Below are 19,609 nucleotides of genomic sequence, written 5' to 3'. Positions count from 1 at the left end.
AGCGGCGCAGGCTCCGCCCGTGAGGTGCGTGAGCGCACAATTGCGGGGTGCGGTATCGACAACAAACTTACTCCAGAGTAAGTTTAATGTAAACCGATTGCGACCGGGTGCGGAAACGTGTGGAGGGGTTCCGCACCGGCACCCGGGGCGCGCCGGAAGATCCCGACGAGACCTTGGAGACTCGAGTGACTAGCAAAGCCCGTTCGACGAAGAGCACGGCCAAGACCACCAAGCAGCCGCGTCCGGTCGCGATCGTTGGCGGTAACCGGATTCCGTTCGCTCGCTCCGACAAGGCGTACGCCCACGCCTCCAACCAGGACATGTTCACCGCCGCACTGGACGGCCTTGTCAGCCGTTTCGGTCTGCAGGGCGAGCGCCTCGGCATGGTCGCCGGCGGCGCGGTGCTCAAGCGGGTCGGCGAGCACGGCATGATCCGCGAGAGCGTGCTCGGTAGCAAGCTCAGCCCCTACACCCCCGCCCACGACCTGCAGCTTGCCTGTGGCACCGGTCTGCAGGCCATCGTGACCGTTGGTGACGCCATCGCGGCAGGCCGCATCGACGCGGGCATCGGCGGCGGTACCGACACCACCTCGGACGCGCCCATCGGCGTCAGCGAGGGGATGCGTGAGTGGATGCTGGATGTCAACCGCGCCAAGACCAACAAGGACCGCCTCAAGCTGGTCGGCCAGCTGCGCCCGAACATGGTCGGCATCGAGATCCCGCGTAATGCCGAGCCGCGCACCGGCCTGTCGATGGGTGAGCACGCCGCCATCACCGCCAAGGAATTCGGCGTCGCCCGTGCGGCCCAGGACGAGCTGGCCTACCTGTCGCACAAGAACATGGCCGCCGCCTACGACCGCGGTTTCTTCGACGATCTGATCACCCCGTTCCTCGGGCTGACCCGCGACGACAACCTGCGTCCCGGCTCCTCGATCGAGAAGTTGGCCACCCTGAAGCCGGTCTTCGGCGTCAAGGCCGGTGACGCCACCATGACCGCGGGCAACTCCACCCCGCTCACCGACGGCGCCTCCGCGGTGCTGCTGTCCAGCGATGAGTGGGCCACCGAGCGCAACCTGCCGGTGCTGGCGCATCTGGTGGACTCCGAGGTCGCCGCTGTCGACTACATCCACGGCCCCGACGGCCTGCTGATGGCGCCTACCTACGCGGTGCCGCGCATGCTCGCCCGCAATGGCCTGACCCTGCAGGATTTCGACTACTACGAGATCCACGAGGCATTCGCCTCGGTCGTGCTTGCCACCCTGCAGGCGTGGGAGTCCGACCAGTACTGCAAGGAGCGCCTGGGCCTGGACGGTGCGCTGGGTTCTATCGACCGCAGCAAGCTCAACGTCAACGGCTCCTCGCTGGCCGCCGGTCACCCGTTCGCCGCCACCGGTGGTCGTATCGTGGCCTCGACCGCGAAGATGCTGGCCGAGAAGGGTTCCGGTCGCGCGCTGATCTCCATCTGCGCCGCGGGCGGCCAGGGCGTCGTCGCGATCCTGGAGCGCTGATCTGATCCCGCGTCCACGCGGGGTAAATGCAAGGGTGGCATCCGGCTGTTCGGCCGGATGCCACCCTTTTGCGTTCGCTGACCAGGATTCGATTGCGGCGGATGATCGAGACGTTGCGGCGGTCGGCGTAGCCGGTGGTGCCCCACAATTCGCGGTCAGTGATCGGTGAATCGATCCGCCGAGCGCCGCTCTGCCCGGCGGGAAACGGCCCATTCGCGTTGGTGCCAGTCCGCGTTACTGTTTTGTGATCTTTTGCATCGTGTCGAATCGAAATGCCTGGCGGTGTTTGCTGGGGCTCGTCCCGGTCGGCCCGCAATTACCGGGCAATTTTCCTGATCTTGCTCATTAGCCGGTCGTTGCTCACCGATGCGTGGCAAGGTTGCAATCGCTGGTCCAGGTGTGATGACCTGCTCGTAACCTGCTGGGCTGTCGGGGCCGAGTGGTGATTGATCGGTGTTTCGACATCCGACCGGTCAGTTCGGAATGTGGCTATCCGCGGGAAATGTGCTGTCACATCGCGCATTTCTTGAATTCGAGGTCAAGAAGATCGAGCGTGCGGAGAGGAAGGCTGAACGGCTGATGCGTATCGGAATATTGCTACGCGCGGCGGTGGTGCTGCTCGCGGCGGCGGTCGGGCTCGGACTGGCCACAGCACCGGCGGCGGCCGACGAACTGGACCGCTATCTGGATCTACCGCTGGTCAATCGCAATGCCGAGGCGGGGCCGGGCGGCGTGCATCCGGATCTGCCCTATGACGCCGCCCAGCTGCGTGGTCTCCTCGACCAAGCCCGGTCGCAGGGCGTCGCTCCGACCCGATACGCCGCACTGCTGTACCAGTACTGGCTGGTCGATTCGACGAACAAGGCCGGGATCGACCTGCGTTCGTGGAATCCGCGCGACGGTGTCGAGGCCAATCGGCAGAACCTGATCAAGTCCTACCGCTACTACGAGGATCTGCAGCTGGCCCACCGCGAATTGCAGTGGGCGGGTATGGGCGGCCAGGTCGGCGCCGACTTCGGTGGCGGTCTCCTCGATTTCGAGCTGATGAGCACCATCTATTCGCTCCCGGGCCTGTCGGAATCGGCGCGCGGGGTGATCGGCGCGGTCGAGCAGGCCGCGGGCCCGCAGGCCGTCGCGATGCTTCCGGCTGGTCTGGCGGCCCTCGCCGAGGCAGGCCCCCAGATCACGCCCGAGGATCTGCACTACATCATCGGGATGATCCTGGTGATGCAGAAGAACATCTTCTCCGACCTCATGCCGATGCACGACGCGTACGTCACCGAGGGCTTGCCCGCGCTGGAGGAATTCCAGGCCGCCGGACTCTTCGGCGCCGACATCATGAACGCCTGGCGCGATGTCGCCTCGGGCGACCAGACCCGCATCGCCGCAGGCAATGCCACCCTGCTGCGCCGCGAACAGGATTGGGCCATCGGCGCGCAATGGGACCACGTCCGGGCCTACAAGGGCGCGGTCGGTGAGGCCATCACTTATGTCAGCGGCGCGGCGGGCTCGCCGTCGGTGGCGGGTGTGGCCCCGCCGCGCGAATTCAACCCGGTGCGAATCCCGTTCACGATGGCCGACGGCAGACCCGCCCTGCTGACGATGCCGCTGCCGGATTGGAACTGGTCGGTGCTCGATGCCCGCTGGGACTACATCACCACCGAGCTGCTGCCGAAGTACAAGTGGCAGGTCGAAAACAATTGGCCCGCACTCGAAGCGGTGATGCGCACGCCGTACGAGGTGCAGATGGAATCGCATCGCCCGCTGTTGAATATTCCGCAGCTGCTGGATTCGGCGATTCGGGAAATGCAGGTGACGCCGGTGGGCGCGGAAATGGCGGTGAACTGATGCGAGCACGACGATCGATGCGCTGGAACCGAAACACGACTTCGGGCCGGGGTAACTCGCGAAGGGCGCTGACCGCCGTTTTCGCTGCCGCCCTCACGTTGCTCGCCGGAGCCGGAATCGCGGTCGCGCAACCCGAACCGGCTCCACCCGCGCCGTTCGTGCCCCCGCGCACGCCCGGCCTCGGTGAGATCTTCAACGGCTACGTGGTCGGGACCCTGCAAGGCGCCACCGTCGCCTCACCGCAGGAAGCCTTCCAGGCGCTGCTCGCGAACGACCCCTTCTATCAGGAACCCCCGCTGACCGGCGACGAAAAGCCCGGCACGGTGCTCAAATCCAAGAAAGTCGACGTCATGTTCTCCGGTGTCAAGCCGGCGAACCTGGACGCCTACAAGCTCATGTACGTCACCACCGGCGCCGACGGCGTCACCCCGGTGATCAGTACCGGCATCCTGATGATCCCGGTCGACGGCAAGCCCAACGACCAGCGCAAGCTCATCTCCTATCAGGAGGCCAACGACAGCGTTGGCTGGTCGTGTCACCCGAGCACTCAGTGGACCGGCGGCGACCCGCTCGACGGCGCCTCCTGGTCGGCGCTCGGCCCGCTGGCCATGCTGTTCGGCAAGGGCTACGCGGTCATGATGTCCGACGTGGGCAATGACGCCGACCGTAAGCCGCACGGCGTCTTCGCTGGTAAATTCGCCGCCCACGCCCAGCTCGACGGTGCGCGCGCCGCGCTGAACTTCCGTGAGGCGGGCCTGGATCCGAACGCGCAGGTCGGGCTGTTCGGCATCGCGGGCGGCGGTGTCGGCGCGGGCTTCTCCGCCGAACTCCAGCCGACCTACGCGCCGGAACTGAATGTGAAAGCGACTGTGCTGGAAGGCATGGTGGTCAAGCCGCGCAACTTCATGCGCGTCGCAGACGGTTCGGTGGGCTCCGGTTTCGCCTTCGCCACCCTGCTCGGCCTCGAACCCTGGTATCCGGAAATGAAAATCGACGAAAAGCTCAACCCCGCAGGGAAAGCCATCGCCGACTTCTTCCGCACGCAATGCCAGACCCCCGCCTACTTCGGCATGCCGTTCGTCCCGCTGAACATGCTGTTCAAGTCGGGCCTCAACCCCGCCGACGAACCGGCCTTCCAGCGCGCCTACGACGACAACATCCTCGGCCACGCAGGCACGCCGGACTCCAAGGTCCTCATCACCTCATGCGGCGCCGATGACTCCTTCATGTCCTTGGTCCCGGCCGCCGACTCCCGTGAACTCGCCGATATCTACCGCTCCAAAGGCACCGACGTCACCTACGCGCCGTCCAATTGCAGCATGATCCGGATGATCACCGATCTCTACGGTTGGGGGACAGACTTGTTCGGCATGCAGACCATCGACTGGCTGGACGCGCAGTTCGACTGATCCATCGACCGAAGACGGGCTGGTGGATGCCGCTGCGTCACCCGGCGATGCCGTACGAATCTCAGTCGAGCACGGCGTACGCCTCGACCTCGACCAGCACATCGGGTTCGAGGAGATAGTCGACGCCGATCGCCGACACGGGCGGTAGCGGTTGCGGGATCCCGAGCTCGTCTGTGACGCGTTCGATTCCTGCGATGAAGTCGTCGTACATGTCCGGAGCCCAGTTCGTGACGAAGAACCGCAGCCGGACGACGTCGGCGAAGCTTGCCCCTGCTCCGGCCAGCCCGCGCGCCGTATTGCGCAGCGAGTGCGCGACCTGGCCGGCGAGGTCGCCGGTCGCGACCGGATTGCCTTCGGCGTCGCGGGCGATCTGGCCTGCCACATGCACCTGGCGAGTACCGGTGCTGACCGAAACGTGGTGGTACGGAACGGGAGCGAACATGTCTTCGGGGGTGAGTAGCTGCACGGCCATGGTGTGTCCCTTCGCTGTCGAGGTAGGTATCCGATGTCTACCTGGTGTTCGAAGGGAACTTCAACGAGACTAGGTGTCATGCAGGAAACCGCCACCGCACATTCGGGCAGCCCGATCCTCACCGAGCATCACCGTGAGCTGCTCGATCAGGTGCTCGACAAGTGGTCACTCCAGATCCTCGATGCGCTGTGCGAGCGGCCGCTGCGGTTCAACGAACTGCGACGGGCGATCCCCGTCGTGACGCAGAAATCGCTGACGGCCGCACTGCGCCGCCTGGAGCGCAACGGGATGGTCGAGCGCATCGTCACGAGTACCCGACCCGTCGCGGTCGAGTACCGCGTCTCGCCGCTCGGAAAGACGTTGCAGGACCTCATCGACGCGCTGCTGCACTGGTCGACGCTCAGGTTGCCCGATGTCGAACGCGCGAGGGCGAGCTTCGACGAGCAGGCTCGAGCTGACGGGAACTAGTCCCGATGAGACTGGGGTCGAGCCGGCAGGACCATTTCCCGTGCCGCGCTCAACCCCTAGATGGACGACTGCTTCGACCCAATCGCGGGGCGCGGCAGCGAAACCGATCCCACCTTCATTCGCCGAGGAAGCGCAGCAGTTCCGCTGTCACGAACTGCGGGTTCTCTTCGACGAGCCAATGTCCAGTGTTCGGAACATCGACCGCTCGAACGATATTGGTCATTCTCGGTGCGGTGGTGGTTCGGACCGCGTCGATCTGACCCTGCGCGGACATGAGCAGTGCAGGAACAGGTGTCGGCGGCGCGGACACGGTGTCGCGCACATCCTGATCCAAGGCGCGATAGAGCCCGAAACCTCCGGTCAGGGCTTCGGGGCGACTGTAGGTCCGTGCGTACTCGTCGATCTCGGCATCTGTGAACGGAGATCGATCCGAGCTACCACCGAAGGCCGTGCCGCCGTGGGAGACCTGGGGATAAAACAGCGCGAGGTACTCGCGGACGTCGTCGCCGACAATTGCCTCCGGAACCCGCCGCTGGGAGTGAAAGGCAATATGCCAGCTCATGGATCGGTAGGTGGCCGCATCGATCCCGGGTCCGGGAAGCGGCAGGTCGAGATAGCCGAGACGTGCGGTGTCGGCGGGGAACTGTGCGGCGTACTGGAACGCCACCGCGGCGCCGAAATCGTGCCCGACGACGTTGGCGTCACGTATCCCCAACTGCTCGGCGATCAGGGTGTGCACGTACCGCGCGAGGGTGGCCTTGTCGTAGCCGGCTGGGGACCCGGTGCTGTCACCCAGCCCGGGGAGGTCGACGGCGTAGACGGTGTGATGTTCGGCGAGCTCGGGCATGATCTGCCACCACCCGAACCAGGTTTGCGGCCAACCATGGATCAGCACCACCGGCGTGCCGCTCCCGCCCGTCACGTAGTGCATCCGGACCCCGTCTACGTCGGCGAACTCGTGCCGGAAAGTGTTCTCGAACTCCGGGTCTGCGTGGGTGGCGGCGGCGTAAGGGGGTACTTCGGCCCCGGTGGTCGTGGAGCAGGCGGCGGTCAGCATCGTGAGCAGCAGGGTGAGGGTGACGGCCGTGATCGTGCGTGCGGATCCGAGGGATCGACGCGACGAGGGCGGCGGTGCAGTGATCATGAGTGCCTGTCCTTGGGTGCGGGATTCAGCGCCCGGCCGCGCTTGGATCAGCTTGCGGCGAGCGTCTGGGAGTCGGCCGGTATACCGCATTCAGTCTTTCCGCGGTCACCGAGTTCTGGCACGAACTCTTGCGGTTTCGGCAAGATGGTCTCGTGGACGACACCGACGACGTACTCGATGCGGTCGGCCCGCGACTGCGTGCGTTGCGCCGCGACCGCGGCATGACCCTCGCCGACCTCGCGGCGACGACCGGGGTATCGGAGAGCACCCTGTCCCGGCTGGAGAGCGGTCAGCGCAGACCGAGCCTGGAGCTGCTGCTACCGCTGTCACGCACCTACGACGTTCCGCTCGACGACCTCGTCGGCGCCCCACGCACCGGCGACCCCCGTATCCATCTGAAACCGATCCGGCGAGCCGGGATGATCTTCATTCCGCTGTCCCGCCGCCCCGGTGGCGTGCAGGCGTTCAAGATGCTCATACCCGCCCGCCCGTACCCGCAGGAGCCGACACCGCAGACACACGAAGGCTTCGAATGGCTCTACGTGCTAAACGGCCACCTCCGCCTGATCCTCGGCGACCGCGACCTGACCCTGCCCCCGGGCGAAGCCGCCGAATTCGACACCTCCATGCCGCACTGGCTCGGCACCGCCGACGGCGGTGTAGTCGAACTCCTCATCCTGTTCGGTCTGCACGGGGTACGCGCACACGTACAGCCCGGAACTCAGCAGGGCTGACCGTTCGGCGCACTCTGCCGTGTCACGGAGCGACTTCACCACGGCATCGTCGATGGCCGAGTCGGCATCGCCCATTCGGCTCGTGCGGCCCGAACCGCCGGGTCTCGGGCGAACACATTCAGGGGCTGGAGGGCAGGGCGGCCCTGTCGATACCCAGGGTGGCAATCAGATCTTCGTGCAGTTCGAACCACACTCGGTGGGCGGAATCGTGTTCGGTGCCGGTGACCATATCGGGATTATCGGCGGCAAGGGAAAGGGCGGCGGCGAACCGAGTGTGGTAGCCAGAAAACCGGGCGAGTCGTTCGGTGAGCCGGCTCGTCAGTGGAACCAATTCCTCTGCGAGGCGCTTTAACTCGCTCAGGGTACGCCGGTCTCGTTGTATGTCCGCGTGGTCGTTGTCCTGCATGCTGCCATCGGGATGGATGGTCACTTGCCAGTCGGTGCAAGCCCGCACCAACCGTGCGTTGAGCGGCCAAGGCGTGTCGAAGTCGTCGGCACTGTGCACCAGTCGGACCGGGCCGGTGGCAACACCACGGCTGGCCGGGGCGCCGACGGCAATCGGCCCTTCGCGCATCAGGGTGTTGTCGGGGTGGCGCGCTCGCTTGCGAGGTTTACCCCGCGCAGTGGCACCTGTTGATCCATGCGTCAACCATAGGTTGACGATTGCGTCATCGTCAACTACTAGTTGACGGCACGGCGCTAGCTTGCGGATGGCTTTCGTCGACAACGGATCGATTCAGGAGGACGGCAGGCAGAAGTTCGCGATTCCAGCCGCTGTCGCCGAGGCTGCGGTCGGGAGCCGGGCATTGAGCCTGTTTCGCGGTGACCTGGAGTCAGCGCTGTACGACGCAGTGGCCGACCACGTCGACATCCGATTCGGCACCACCGTGCAGGCCGTCGCCCAGACTCCGGGGGAGGTTGTGGTCACCCTCAGTGATGGCGATCGCCTGCAGGCCGAACTCCTCGTCGGCGCCGACGGCGTGCACTCCCGAGTCCGCGAGCTCGTATTCGGTGCCGAACCCGAATATTTCGTGGACCTGGGCCACATGGTCGGGGCATTTGCGCTGGAAGCAGTTCCCGGCCATGTACCCGAAGGCGTCGGCACCACCTTTATCGGACCCGGACGTACGGCCGCGGTGATGAACCTGGGAGGTAGACAAACGACAGGCGCTGGCCCGGAGAGGAATCAGCCGATTCGCCCCACCGTCACGAACACATGTCTGGGCCGGCGAACTCATGCTGCGCGCCATCCAACTCCCCGGAATCCGTGGCCTGGTCCGACGCTCCATCCAACGCGCCAACAACTGATCGGGTGCCACGTTCGGCAGCACGCCACCCAGCGCTATCCGTGGAATCAGCCAGGGAAGACGTAGTGCGTAGGCCCCGGGCGGCCGGTCTGGCTGGACCCTGCGTACGGCATCTCCAACGGGGCGATCTCGAGCTTGTGCGGGTTACCGTCGAGATCGGCTTGCCAGCAGTCCTGCATCACACCATGAAAGCCGGTGCAGACGATACGGGTGCTCGTGCCGAACGGGGAGGACAGGCGGTTGCGACTGGACAGCGGATTCCAGTAATCGACATCGCTCGGAACGGCGAAGTCTTTGGTTTCGAACACCGAGCGGCCATTCCCCTGCGAGGGCCACTCATCGGCGGTTGCCGCGCCTGCACCGACCAGCAGTGTTGCGCCGGCCGCCGTGGAAATTACGGCCAGCCGAGCGAAATGTCCGATTCCAATGTTCATCCGTATCTCTATTCTCTCTTGTGTTTGACGAATACGCCGTTCGAACACGATCGAGTCAGCCGGCCCAGACCTCAACGGGGATCGCCAGATGCATTGGGTGGGAAATCGGCGCAACTACAGAAAGGTTATACCGCAATATATTTCAGACGACGGGCCTTGTCCCAGCGCGTGACCTCGGTGTGGGTGCGGTGGTACGACGACGGAACAACTGCGCCGACCCCGACTATCTCGGCGAGTGATCGCCGGAGTCCTCACCCTTCCTTGTGCTCCGCATACCAGCGGTCGATCAGCGCCGGAAGTTCCTTCCCCATCCACACGAAGAACTCGTGCATATCCCGCACCCGCGTCGCCTGCTCGCTATCGGGGTCGGGGAACAGGGCCAGCCCGCGGGAGGTCATGGCGGTGAGATCTTCGTATTGGGTGCTCTGCTGGCGGATCAGCTCGGGGAGAACGCCGGCGCGGAGAATGTAGTAGTCCTTGCGGTCGCCCGGTTTGGAGACCTTGTCGACCCAGCGCATCGTGGTGAGGTTCTTGAGGGCGTTGGAGATGGAGCCCTTGGACGCCTGCAATGCCTCGGCGATCTGGGCGAAGGTCTGTTCGGGGGGTGTGCAGACCATCAGCCAGCCCATGGCGCGGCCGGTCATGCGGACCAGGCCCATGCGTTCGAGCACGAGCGCGAAATCCTCGACGAAGGCCAATTGCTCCGGGGTCGGGGCCGCCGGGTCGTGTTCCGAGCTGGTCATCGGTCGAGTATCCCTTTCGGCTGGAGAAACGGAAAGACGGGGCGGGCCACGTCGGCCCGCCCCGGATGCGGAATTCACATCGCCAGGTCCCGGCGATCGAAGCTCACCAGCGCGAGGACGAGCGCCACCGCTGCGGCTACCGCGAGCACCGCGAGATGTACCCCGTTCCACCCGTTGACCAGCGGCGAATCACCGTTGGCGTAGTAGAACGGCGAAAGCTTGCGCAACCAATCTCCACCGAGATTGTTGGCCAGATAGCCTGCCACCGCGAGTAGTGCCGCCACGCCGAGCGCCAGCGAACGTTTCCCGGTCGCGGCGCCGACCAGTAGCGCGACGGATCCGGCGAGCAGCGCGAGCAGTCCGAGCCCGGCGCTCGCGGCGACGATGTTGCCGGTCTCGACATTCAGATTGCCGGAGTTCGCGCCGGCGATCACGCTCACGGTGAGCACCGCGGTCACGATCGCGATCTGCACGGCGAGTGCCGCGAACCGCTGCATCAGCAGGCTCGTCCGGCTGATCGGCTGTGCGAGAAGTAGATCCAGGGTGCCGTTCTCCTCCTGCGTCGCCGACCTGGTGGCGATGGTGACCGCGAAGATCAGCATCAGCAGCAGACCCATCAGCGAATACACCGTCGAGTTGAGAAAGCCGGTGCCGCTGGCGAAATCGCTCAAACCCATCGCGTCGTACATGCTGTTCTGCTGAATATCGAGCGAGCCCTGCTCTTTGAGCGATTCATAGGAGGGCAGGTAGATCACGGGCACGATGGCGATGCCGATCGACCAGCCGATCAGGCCGCGCCGCTGTTCTTTGAGGGTTTGGGTGAAAACTGTGCGCTTCATGACGAATTCTCCTGTGCGGAAAGGGAAAAAGATGGTCAGCGGCCGTAGAGGCTGAAGAAGATCTGCTCCAGGTCCGGCTCGTTGGACAGCACGCTCACCAGCTGGTACTTGGCGGCGACCTTGAAAAGTGCGTCCACCTCACCCTCGGTGGTGCAGCGCACGGTGGTGCCGTCGACGGTCAGACCGTGCACACCGGGCAGACGGGCGAAATCGTCGGCGAAAACCTCCTCGCCGAACATCAGCTCGACCGAACGCGGTGAGCGCCTGCGCAAATCCTCGACGTTCTCGGTGCCGAGCAGTTTCCCGGCGCGCATGATGACGGCGCGGTCGGCGGTCTGCTGCACCTCGGTGAGGATGTGCGAGGACATGAACACCGTCTGCCCATTGCGCTTTGCCTCGGTCACCAGATCGAGGAAACGTTGTTGCAGCAGCGGATCGAGGCCGGAGGTGGGTTCGTCCAGGATCAGCAGGTCGGGGTTGTGCATGAATGCGGCGATGATGCCGACCTTCTGCTTGTTGCCCTTCGACATCGAGCCGACCTTCTTGGACAGGTCGAGATCCAGCATCTCGGCGAGCTCCGCAATGCGCCGCTGGGCGACGTTGCCGCGCTGGTCGGCGAGGAAGGCCAGCAGCTCGCGCGCCGAATTGCGGCCTTCGATCGCCAGCTCGCCGGGCAAGTAGCCGATGCGGTGGCGCAGCTCGGCTCCGCCCGCGCGGGGATCCATGCCGAGTACCTCGACGAAACCCGCGGTCGGCCGGATCAGATCGAGCAGGATCCGGATGGTGGTGGACTTGCCTGCTCCGTTGGGGCCTAGAAATCCGAACACCTCGCCCGCGTACACCTCGAGCTCGAGATCGGTGAGCGCGACGTGCTTGCCGTAGTGCTTGGTGAGGCCCTCGGTGCGAATGGCGGCGGTGGTCATGATGCTCCTTGCAGAGGATTCCGATTGCCGTTCGGTCTTGCGAGTTCCGCAATGACTGATGTGTTCAGTAAAGACTGAACAGGTAGAACATGTCAATATCGCATGCGAACTGAACCAGAAATCTGCTGTCTACCTGCTGCTATTCGTTGACACGCTGCGGCCGGAATCGCCGATTGAGGGGATCGATTCCTAGCGTGCGGCGTCGGATCAGGTGTTGGCGGGTGCCGGTGCCCAAGTCGAAGGCGCGGGACCGAGGGTGCTGTGGAGGTTCGCGATCACGGTCCGGCCGAGGGCATTGTTGCCCACGCCGCCGATCACCGCACCGATCCCGGCCGGAATCACCTTGCCGAACATGAGCACACCGCGCTTCACCACGAACTGCACCAGGAAGCGCTTCATGGGCGAGTCGTCCATGCGGTTGAGGCCGGGAACCCAGTTACCCAGCACATCCACCCATTTGCCCGCCGCATGACCTGCGGTCCGGCCGAGCGCTTTGGTTCCGGCTTGTCCGAGCACCACCGCGGACACCAGGTGACCGCTCAGCACTTCATCCGGCGGGATCTCGTAGACGGCGGCCGCGCCCGTGGTGAGCACGCTCGAGGCTTCCAGGAACACCAGCGTGTCGGCTCCGGTCGCGACAAGCGCCACAAAAGTTCCGACCCCGGGAACCGCCGCACTCAATCCGACGCTAACCCCGCTGACCGTCACCGCGATCAGATAATGCCGCTCGAGCCGCCCCACGATCTGCTCGGCCGATTCCTCCGGATGCCGCCCGCGCACCCACCCCGCATATTTCTGCACCACGGGCGCCTGCGCATGCGCAGCCCGATCCAACGCCGACACCACACCCTTGTCCAGAAATTCCCGCAGCATCGAACCAGCCTCCTAGCCTCCCGCCGCACCTCAGCGGTCGTCGGTCCCAAGAGTCGACCCGCGCACCGCGCCGATCGTCACGCGCCCGGCCGATGATCCCGATCACCCTGCCTCGTCCGGTCGCGCCGAATATAGCCCGCCGCGTCGGCGTAGGACCGCAGACGCGCAGGTCAGAAGCTGATTAGATCGAATCGCGTGTCGTGCTGTTCACCGAACGCGATAGAGATCGTTCAAGTCGACAAGCATAGCTTCGCCCGATTCGCGGAGGTTCTCGTCGAATCCCGCACCGCTGTAGCAGGCGAAGACGGTTTCGCTGGTATCGAACCCCTTGGCGGAGAGCAGGTCCCGGGCGCGCCGCAGCCGGTTGACGTGCCCGATGGTCATCGTTCGATCCCATTTGACTTCACCCAGCGACAGGATGCGCCGAGGTTCGCCCGGTGACTCGGGTGCGAGAACGGCGACGTCGACCTGAATCCGGCGGCGCTCTGCCGGGTCATTGATCGTCGCTGCCGCAACGTGTCCGGGAAGCTTGCCGAACACCTCCGGCCCGACCGTCATGGCCCAGTCTCGGCAGATTCCCTCGAAATGGGGGCCGACGACCTGTGCCGAGAAGGTGGGCTTGGCGTTCTGCCATGCGCCCTCGGAATTCCCGCGTTCCAGCAACGTCCATTGCCGACGCATGATCGCCTCGTAGAACACGATCAGTGGCTCGGCGATTCGATAGGTCGACTTGCCTTTGGTGAACGGGTCTGTCTCGCGCTGAATCAGCTGCGAGTCCTCGAGTACGGCCAGCGGATGTGCGAGATCGGTTGAGCTGCGACCTATCGCGTTGGATATTCCACCTCGGGTGGTGTTGCCGGTTGCGATCGCGCCGAGGACGGCGTGGTAGAGCGCGACGTCACGGATGTCGGTCTCCTCGGCGAGCAGATAGCGCGCCTCGCGGAACAGCGGCACCTGTGGATTGAGGACCGTGCGTAGCACCCAGGAATCGAAATCTGCCAATGAGTCGGGAGAGTCGCCCGCGATGAATTCGCGCCGGTAGGCGGGAGTGCCGCCGACAATCGCGTGGACGAGCACTGCTAGTCGCGGGTCCTCGATTTCCCAGAACGATGCTGCTTCTCGATACTCGAGCGGCTTGACAACCAACTCCATACTCGCCCTACCGCGCAGCGGCGCGCTGCCGGACAGGAGATTGCCCATCACCGGCATCGCCGAGCCGCACAGCAAGAAGCGCGACCCTGCAACGCGTGCGTACCCGCGCGGATCGAGGGCGCGTTGCAGCACGGAGGGCAACGAGGGTGTCGCTTTGCTCAGGTAGGGAAACTCATCGATCACGATGAGGCCTTCGCCGACGACGGTGCATAAACGTTCGAGCGCCTCGTCCCAATCCGCGAAGGCGTATCGCCCGCCTCCGGCGTATGCCGCGACTGCCCGGCCGAACCGCTCGAGAGTTTCGATTTCGGTCGCCTCGGTCGCGGTGAAGAAGAAGCCGCCGACGGTTTCTGCCAGAGCGTCGAGCAGGAAGGTCTTGCCCTGCCGCCGCCGGCCACTGACGATGCCGAGATGGACATCGGGGCTTGGTGAGGTCACGAACCTTGCGAGGCCGTCCCATTCTCGGTCGCGGTCGAAGACTCGGCTGGGTTTGCTCAACCGCGCCATGGATATAACTATACTTATAAGGTCTATGGTTAGACTCTCCGCGGCGTGTCGGGCGTGTTGCGCGTCGGCGTAAAACCACATGTGCGTACGGCGGCAAGCGCGAGCAGGACTGCCTTCGGTATGCCGAAACGGCCTCCGGTCATGCAGATCGGAGCCTGTGCGACGCCCCTACTCCTGCGGCAGCTCGTGGTGCCCGCCGAAGGCCTGGCGCATGGCCGACAGCATCTTGTCGGCGTAGTGCGATTCTCCGCGGGAGGAGAAGCGCTGGAAGAGGGCGGCGGACAGGACGGGGGCCGGCACGCCGATGTCGATCGCGGCGTCGAGGGTCCAGCGGCCTTCGCCGGAGTCGGAGACGCGGCCGCCGAAGGAGTCCAGGTTGGGGTCGGCGTGCAGGGCGCCCGCGGTCAGATCCAGCAACCAGGAGGCGACCACCGAACCGCGCCGCCACACCTCGGTCACCTCGGGGATGTCGATGTCGTATCGGTAGTACTCGGGATGCTCGAGCGGGGTCTGTTCGGCCGAATGCTCACCTCCGGCGTGTTCGGCGCCGTAGTTGGCCTTGTGCAGGATGTTGAGGCCCTCGGCGTAGGCGGCCATGGCGCCGTACTCGATGCCGTTGTGCACCATCTTCACGAAGTGCCCGGCACCGGCCGGACCGCAATGCAGGTAGCCCTCTTCGGCGGGTGAGGGCTCGCCGGTGCGGCCGGGGGTGCGCGGCGCGGCGTCCACGCCGGGGGCGATGGAACGCAGCAGTGGATCCAGGTACCTCACCTGCTCGGCTTCGCCGCCGATCATCAGGCAGAAGCCGCGCGCGAGGCCGAACACGCCGCCCGAGGTGCCGATATCGACGTAATGGATGCCATTGGGGGCCAGCTGCGCGGCCCGCTCGAGGTCTTCGTGGTAGCGGCTGTTCCCGCCGTCGATGACGATGTCGCCGGGTTCGAGCAGTTCGGCGACTTCCTCGATGACCGCGCCCGTTGCGCCCGCCGGGATCATCACCCACACCACGCGGGGTGCTTCCAGCTTGGAGACGAACTCGGCGAGGTCGGTGGTTCCGGAGAACGAGCCGCCCAGTTCGGCGCTGAGTTCGCCGATGAGCGGGGCGTGACGTTCGTACCCGACGGCGGTGTGCCCGTCCTCGACGATCCGACGCACGATATTGGCGCCCATGCGCCCGAGGCCGATCATTCCCAGCTGCATGCCATCCATCTCCTCGCTCGTCGTCATCCCTGGTCGAGCACGATTGTCCCGCGCCGGAGCAAACAGATGTCGCGGGGAGGTGTAACGCGGTGAGTGCGGTGCCGATAGACAGATCGGCTCCGTGTAGTTGCCAGACCCCCGACCCGGCAACTGCACGGAGCCTTTTGGTGCGCGAGCTGCGACTTTGCCCGCTGTTTGCTGGATAACGATCCGGTGTGATCTGCGCGGCACTGACGCGGTTGACGCCGACCGTTATCGTTGGGCGGAGCGCGCACCGCGCGAGACCTTGTAACCCGATGTGGGGAGGACGATTCGTGACCGGCGAGTCGAACACCGGACGCGGCGAGAGATCCAAGCCCGCCCGCCGCGCACAGCCCTCCAACGGCGGGCTACGTCAGTTCCTCGAATCGGCCCGAGCCCAGCAGCAGGAGCAGCGCCGCCAGGCGGAACAGCCCCAGTTGCCACAGGAGCCTCAGCAGTCCCTCGAGGACCATCGGCCCCCGCAGCACCAGGATTCACCGGGCGCTGCCGGACTAAACCAGCAAAGTTCGTGGGATGCGGAGCCCCGTCGGTCGTCCGATGCCGGACGTGTGCCCTCGGACCGTCGGCCGTCGGACCCGGCGGGCCGAACGCGAGGCGACTTCGAGTCGGCAACCACGCCCCCGATCGAGCGCCCTGCGTCGCATGGCTCGGTACCTGAATCGCCGAGCCGGGACGACGGGCTCCCCGGCCGTCCAGCGCCTCAGGACCACGAGACCCCGCGGCTCGGTAGTGCGCCGTCACCCCAGGACTACGCGACCCAGCGTCTACCTGTCCCGCCTCACTCGGCTACCGATCCGCCCACCGAGGTGATGAACGCGGTCACCGGCGCGGCGTCGACCGAACCGCTGCGTGAGGCGGCCCGCGCCGCCATGACCAGCAACGATCCGCGGCGCGAGGCCGCAGGCCCCACCAGGGACGAGTCACGCATCAACGGCACTCGAAATGAGCAGCAGGGTAGCGGTATTCGTGATCTGGATGATCCACAACCGACGACCCGGTTCGCGCCGGTTACCGGCGATCTCCAGTCCCAGAACGCAGCGGCGTTCGACGCTGACGCACAGGCTCCACTACGCGGCCTCGCATCGGCTGGACCCGATTCGGAACGCACGCAGCACATCGGCGGCCTCTCGAATGGTTCGGCAGCCGGCCCCGGGCAGCAGCCCGTCGACCTGTACTCCGGCCCGCAGGCTTCAGGCGCACCGAGCAACCCGGAGTCGACTCTTCGATTCGCACCGGAAGCGCCTCCGGCCACCCAGAGCACGCAGCGACTTGCGCTGACTCCAGCGGAACTGGATTCGCCGCAACACGCAGGCACCGGATCGGCGCAGCCGGCCTACTCCGCACAGATCGCGCCGAGCTATGGACCCGATTCGCCGGTCGGCGAGTCCGCCGACGCCCCCCGCCCGCCTGCCCCCCGCGCACCGGGCGAGCGTCGTCCCATCACGCGCCAATCGGAGGAGCCGAACAAGCGCCCCGAGTTCCGCCAGGTTCTGCAATCGGCGAAGGCGCGCAAGATCGGTATCGCCGTCGGCGCGGTGCTCGGGCTCGGGCTGCTGGGTTATGTGGCCGATCTGGTGATGTCATCGGGTGAGGTGCCGCGCGGTGTGGTTGTCGCGGGCGTCGATATCGGTGGCATGGACAAGTCGGCGGCGGATGCGCGGCTGCGCGCGGAGCTTGATGGTCGCGCCGGTCGGGAACTGCCCGTGACGATCGGCGATGTGCAGACCACGCTGGTGCCGGGCACCGCGGGGCTCAGCGTCGACTGGGACGGCACCTGGGACCGGATCGGTGACCAGCCGCTCAATCCGATCACCCGTCTGACCTCGCTGTTCGGCACCGAAACCGTCGACGTCGAGAGTGCTGTCGACGAGCAGGCGCTCGGGATGACACTCGACGCGCTGCGGGTGCACGATCGCCCGACCGTCGAGGGCACCATCGTCTTCGAGAACGCACAGCCGGTCGCGGTGGCCCCGGTGCCCGGCCGCATACTCGATGTGGCGGCGGCGCGTGGGGTGCTCGTCGACAACTGGATCGCGGGCTCGCCGATGAGCCTGCCGGTGGTGCCCGCGCCGGTAGCGGTCCGGCAGGACGCGATCGACCAGGCACTGCATCAGATCGCCCAGCCCGCGGTGTCGGGCCCGGTGGTCTTCGACGGCAAGGGCGGCAAGGCCGTGCTGGCGCCGGAGCAGATCGCCACCATTGTGTCGTTCGCCCCGGACGGCCACGGCGGCCTCACTCCGCGGATCGATCAGAAGGTCGCCACCGACCTGCTGGTGCCGCAGTTGAAGGAGTCGGAGGTCGAACCGAAGGACGCGACCTTCACCTTGACCGGTAGCAAACCCACGGTGGTGCCGTCTGTCGTCGGCGACATGATCAACTGGCCGAAGACCCTCGAACCGCTGGCGGGGCTACTGGCCAACTCCGACCCGCAGCGCACCGCCCCCGCGGTGTACGAGAAGGTCGAGCCGAAGCTGACCACCGCCGCGGCCGACGCTCTCGGAATCGTCGAGCCCATGGGCGAATTCACCACCAGCGGATTCAGCGGGCCATCGGGCGTGAATATCCGCACCGTCGCCCGCAAAGTCAACGGTGCTGTCGTGAAACCCGGAGATACCTTCTCGCTCAACGAGTTCACCGGACCCCGCGGCACCGCGGAGGGATATGTCGAATCCGGCATCATCGACCACGGCCGCCCCAGCAAGGCGGTCGGCGGCGGTATCAGCCAGTTCGCGACAACCCTCTACAACGCCGCGTATTTCGCCGGACTCGAGGACGCGGGCCACACCGAGCACAGCTACTACATTTCGCGGTACCCGGCCGCCCGCGAAGCCACCGTGTTCGACGGCGCGATCGACCTGAGCTTCCGCAACAACACTCCGACCGGCCTCTATATCGAGGCCACAGCCAACGGTTCCGAAGTGACAGTGCGTATCTGGGGAACGAAGACCGTCGAGGTGGAATCGATCACCGGCGACCGCACCAAGCCGACGAAACCGAAAACCGTCACCCTGCCCAAGGGCGATGAGTGCATCGCGACCGAGGGCGCCGACGGATTCACCGTCAGCGACACCCGGGTCATCACCGATGTCAACACCGGCAAAGAGGTCGCGCGCACGACACGGACGGTGAAATACGATCCGATCCCCGTCGTCAAATGTGAGTAGGTTGCGCCTGCCCGGCGCGGAACCTCAGCGCCGGGCGCCCGGAACCAGCCGGTACAGCATCCACGGCCGCAGTGGGAATTCCGGCGCGTAGATGCGCGCGATCATCCCTCGTGCGCGCCGGCTCACCGGGTCACGCACCAGTATCCGATCACGGTGCAGTTCTTCCGGGCGCAACGGAGCGGTCCACATCTGCTCCCATTCCGGTGCGCGGCCGCAGGTATCGGCTATCTCGGCGATCCGCTTGTCGTCGGCGAGGCCGGGCGACATCACCCGGAAAGCGTTGACCAGCAACCGTGCCTCACCGGGCCATTCGGGGAGTACGGTCTTCGCGACCGGATTCAAGAACATCCATTCCAGCACGTTGGTTCCGGCCTCCACACCCGGAAACCAGCGCTGATACGCGGAATTGGCGGCGACGATGTCGAAGGTCGGCAGCACCTGGAAGCAGGCCGGATGGGTCAGGCTGTGCAGATCGGCCAGGTCATCGGGTGTCGGGGTGGCCGGTACCGCGCCGAGACCGGCGGGCAGGAAGTCGGGCCTCGCCAGGCTGCTGATATGCCCGCGGAACCACACCGGAACCTGCAGTGCGTCGAAGAGCTGCGCCATGGTGTCCGAACTGGGTTCGCGCGCACCGCTTTCCACTTCCTCGGCGACCACCCGGGGAATCCGGGCCCGGACCGCCAGTTCGGCACAGCTCATTCCCACCGAATGCCGCCGTTCCCGAACGTATTCACCGATTGTGTAGCGCTGTTCGATCATATCCCCTCACCGCTTCGCCTGAAACCACGAAACCGGCACGAACGACCACCCTGGAATACGGTCGGCCGCGCCGGATGTCCACA

18 protein-coding genes are annotated in these 19,609 nt (G+C 65.6%); 7 read left to right on the top strand and 11 right to left on the bottom strand.

Translation table 11 applies throughout. The annotated features are described in order from the left end of the window. Positions 1-185 precede the first annotated feature (185 nt). From ACFXNW_RS00295 to ACFXNW_RS00285, 3 genes are all read left to right on the top strand, one after another. Entirely contained in the window at positions 186-1,508 is a 1,323-nt protein-coding gene (locus tag ACFXNW_RS00295) for an acetyl-CoA C-acetyltransferase (RefSeq protein ID WP_379414749.1), read from the top strand. Between the two features lie 579 nt (positions 1,509-2,087). Further along, the gene (locus ACFXNW_RS00290) at positions 2,088-3,356 is read left to right on the top strand and encodes a hypothetical protein (protein ID WP_379414747.1); all 1,269 of its coding nucleotides are present in this window, start codon (positions 2,088-2,090) and stop codon (positions 3,354-3,356) included. Positions 3,357-3,373: 17 nt separating this feature from the next. Next, positions 3,374-4,765 carry a lipase family protein gene (locus tag ACFXNW_RS00285; RefSeq protein ID WP_379416214.1) on the top strand — a complete coding sequence of 464 codons (1,392 nt, stop codon included), beginning with the start codon at positions 3,374-3,376 and terminating at the stop codon, positions 4,763-4,765. Between the two features lie 61 nt (positions 4,766-4,826). On the opposite strand, the gene ACFXNW_RS00280 is transcribed toward ACFXNW_RS00285, so the two are convergent. Beyond that, positions 4,827-5,237 (bottom strand): RidA family protein, encoded by a 411-nt coding sequence (locus tag ACFXNW_RS00280; RefSeq protein WP_379414746.1) that lies wholly within the window; start codon positions 5,235-5,237, stop codon positions 4,827-4,829. Between the two features lie 78 nt (positions 5,238-5,315). Here ACFXNW_RS00280 and ACFXNW_RS00275 point away from each other — a divergent pair, with 78 nt between their 5' ends. Then, positions 5,316-5,705 (top strand): winged helix-turn-helix transcriptional regulator, encoded by a 390-nt coding sequence (locus tag ACFXNW_RS00275; RefSeq protein WP_379414744.1) that lies wholly within the window; start codon positions 5,316-5,318, stop codon positions 5,703-5,705. A gap of 115 nt (positions 5,706-5,820) precedes the next feature. Here the strand turns inward: ACFXNW_RS00275 and ACFXNW_RS00270 are convergent, their stop codons facing one another. Next, positions 5,821-6,849, bottom strand: a complete 1,029-nt coding sequence (locus ACFXNW_RS00270) for an alpha/beta fold hydrolase (protein ID WP_379414742.1) — start codon at positions 6,847-6,849, stop codon at positions 5,821-5,823. Between the two features lie 152 nt (positions 6,850-7,001). Between ACFXNW_RS00270 and ACFXNW_RS00265 the strand changes: the two genes are divergently transcribed. Next, positions 7,002-7,583, top strand: coding sequence for a helix-turn-helix domain-containing protein (locus tag ACFXNW_RS00265; protein ID WP_379414740.1), 582 nt, complete (start codon positions 7,002-7,004; stop codon positions 7,581-7,583). 118 nt (positions 7,584-7,701) lie between these two features. On the opposite strand, the gene ACFXNW_RS00260 is transcribed toward ACFXNW_RS00265, so the two are convergent. Beyond that, positions 7,702-8,157, bottom strand: coding sequence for a hypothetical protein (locus tag ACFXNW_RS00260; RefSeq protein WP_379414738.1), 456 nt, complete (start codon positions 8,155-8,157; stop codon positions 7,702-7,704). Between the two features lie 136 nt (positions 8,158-8,293). Between ACFXNW_RS00260 and ACFXNW_RS00255 the strand changes: the two genes are divergently transcribed. Next, positions 8,294-8,956: an FAD-dependent monooxygenase gene (locus ACFXNW_RS00255; protein WP_379414737.1), complete on the top strand. Its 663-nt coding sequence runs from the start codon at positions 8,294-8,296 to the stop codon at positions 8,954-8,956. On the opposite strand, the gene ACFXNW_RS00250 is transcribed toward ACFXNW_RS00255, so the two are convergent. The 7 genes from ACFXNW_RS00250 to gnd form a co-directional block, all read right to left on the bottom strand. Further along, positions 8,938-9,324: a hypothetical protein gene (locus ACFXNW_RS00250; RefSeq protein WP_379414735.1), complete on the bottom strand. Its 387-nt coding sequence runs from the start codon at positions 9,322-9,324 to the stop codon at positions 8,938-8,940. The genes ACFXNW_RS00255 and ACFXNW_RS00250 overlap by 19 nt on opposite strands. A gap of 251 nt (positions 9,325-9,575) precedes the next feature. Next, on the bottom strand, positions 9,576-10,067 hold the full coding sequence (locus tag ACFXNW_RS00245) for a GbsR/MarR family transcriptional regulator (RefSeq protein WP_379414733.1): 492 nt from the start codon (positions 10,065-10,067) through the stop codon (positions 9,576-9,578). A 74-nt stretch (positions 10,068-10,141) separates the two neighbouring features. Beyond that, positions 10,142-10,906 carry an ABC transporter permease subunit gene (locus ACFXNW_RS00240; protein WP_379414731.1) on the bottom strand — a complete coding sequence of 255 codons (765 nt, stop codon included), beginning with the start codon at positions 10,904-10,906 and terminating at the stop codon, positions 10,142-10,144. A gap of 35 nt (positions 10,907-10,941) precedes the next feature. Continuing rightward, on the bottom strand, positions 10,942-11,829 hold the full coding sequence (locus ACFXNW_RS00235) for an ABC transporter ATP-binding protein (protein WP_379414730.1): 888 nt from the start codon (positions 11,827-11,829) through the stop codon (positions 10,942-10,944). Between the two features lie 207 nt (positions 11,830-12,036). Beyond that, the gene (locus ACFXNW_RS00230; RefSeq protein WP_379414728.1) at positions 12,037-12,702 is read right to left on the bottom strand and encodes a hypothetical protein; all 666 of its coding nucleotides are present in this window, start codon (positions 12,700-12,702) and stop codon (positions 12,037-12,039) included. A 207-nt stretch (positions 12,703-12,909) separates the two neighbouring features. Then, entirely contained in the window at positions 12,910-14,361 is a 1,452-nt protein-coding gene (locus ACFXNW_RS00225) for an ATP-binding protein (protein WP_379414727.1), read from the bottom strand. A gap of 168 nt (positions 14,362-14,529) precedes the next feature. Then, positions 14,530-15,561 carry a phosphogluconate dehydrogenase (NAD(+)-dependent, decarboxylating) gene (gene gnd, locus ACFXNW_RS00220; RefSeq protein ID WP_379414726.1) on the bottom strand — a complete coding sequence of 344 codons (1,032 nt, stop codon included), beginning with the start codon at positions 15,559-15,561 and terminating at the stop codon, positions 14,530-14,532. Between the two features lie 851 nt (positions 15,562-16,412). On the opposite strand from gnd, the gene ACFXNW_RS00215 reads away from it, so the two are divergent. Then, a complete protein-coding gene (locus ACFXNW_RS00215) occupies positions 16,413-18,767 on the top strand; it encodes a VanW family protein (protein WP_379414724.1) in 2,355 nt (784 codons plus the stop codon). Between the two features lie 24 nt (positions 18,768-18,791). Here the strand turns inward: ACFXNW_RS00215 and ACFXNW_RS00210 are convergent, their stop codons facing one another. Next, positions 18,792-19,526, bottom strand: a complete 735-nt coding sequence (locus tag ACFXNW_RS00210) for a helix-turn-helix domain-containing protein (RefSeq protein ID WP_379414723.1) — start codon at positions 19,524-19,526, stop codon at positions 18,792-18,794. Between the last annotated feature and the right edge of the window lie 83 nt (positions 19,527-19,609).

It is taken from the genome of Nocardia sp. NPDC059180 (assembly GCF_042754945.1).
GTDB lineage: Bacteria > Actinomycetota > Actinomycetes > Mycobacteriales > Mycobacteriaceae > Nocardia.
Note: the sequence above shows the minus strand (reverse complement) of the source record. Positions and strands in the feature narration are given on the sequence as shown.

Bases quoted from the DNA above. Each gene is read 5' to 3' on its own strand.
- ACFXNW_RS00290 (WP_379414747.1), top strand. From the start codon at position 2,088: ATGCGTATCGGAATATTGCTACGCGCGGCGGTGGTGCTGCTCGCGGCG.
- ACFXNW_RS00285 (WP_379416214.1), top strand. From the start codon at position 3,374: ATGCGCTGGAACCGAAACACGACTTCGGGCCGGGGTAACTCGCGAAGG.
- ACFXNW_RS00280 (WP_379414746.1), bottom strand. From the start codon at position 5,237: ATGGCCGTGCAGCTACTCACCCCCGAAGACATGTTCGCTCCCGTTCCG.
- ACFXNW_RS00275 (WP_379414744.1), top strand. From the start codon at position 5,316: ATGCAGGAAACCGCCACCGCACATTCGGGCAGCCCGATCCTCACCGAG.
- ACFXNW_RS00270 (WP_379414742.1), bottom strand. From the start codon at position 6,849: ATGATCACTGCACCGCCGCCCTCGTCGCGTCGATCCCTCGGATCCGCA.
- ACFXNW_RS00260 (WP_379414738.1), bottom strand. From the start codon at position 8,157: ATGCGCGAAGGGCCGATTGCCGTCGGCGCCCCGGCCAGCCGTGGTGTT.
- ACFXNW_RS00255 (WP_379414737.1), top strand. From the start codon at position 8,294: ATGGCTTTCGTCGACAACGGATCGATTCAGGAGGACGGCAGGCAGAAG.
- ACFXNW_RS00250 (WP_379414735.1), bottom strand. From the start codon at position 9,324: ATGAACATTGGAATCGGACATTTCGCTCGGCTGGCCGTAATTTCCACG.
- ACFXNW_RS00245 (WP_379414733.1), bottom strand. From the start codon at position 10,067: ATGACCAGCTCGGAACACGACCCGGCGGCCCCGACCCCGGAGCAATTG.
- ACFXNW_RS00240 (WP_379414731.1), bottom strand. From the start codon at position 10,906: ATGAAGCGCACAGTTTTCACCCAAACCCTCAAAGAACAGCGGCGCGGC.
- ACFXNW_RS00235 (WP_379414730.1), bottom strand. From the start codon at position 11,829: ATGACCACCGCCGCCATTCGCACCGAGGGCCTCACCAAGCACTACGGC.
- ACFXNW_RS00230 (WP_379414728.1), bottom strand. From the start codon at position 12,702: ATGCTGCGGGAATTTCTGGACAAGGGTGTGGTGTCGGCGTTGGATCGG.
- ACFXNW_RS00225 (WP_379414727.1), bottom strand. From the start codon at position 14,361: ATGGCGCGGTTGAGCAAACCCAGCCGAGTCTTCGACCGCGACCGAGAA.
- gnd (WP_379414726.1), bottom strand. From the start codon at position 15,561: ATGCAGCTGGGAATGATCGGCCTCGGGCGCATGGGCGCCAATATCGTG.
- ACFXNW_RS00215 (WP_379414724.1), top strand. From the start codon at position 16,413: ATGAACGCGGTCACCGGCGCGGCGTCGACCGAACCGCTGCGTGAGGCG.
- ACFXNW_RS00210 (WP_379414723.1), bottom strand. From the start codon at position 19,526: ATGATCGAACAGCGCTACACAATCGGTGAATACGTTCGGGAACGGCGG.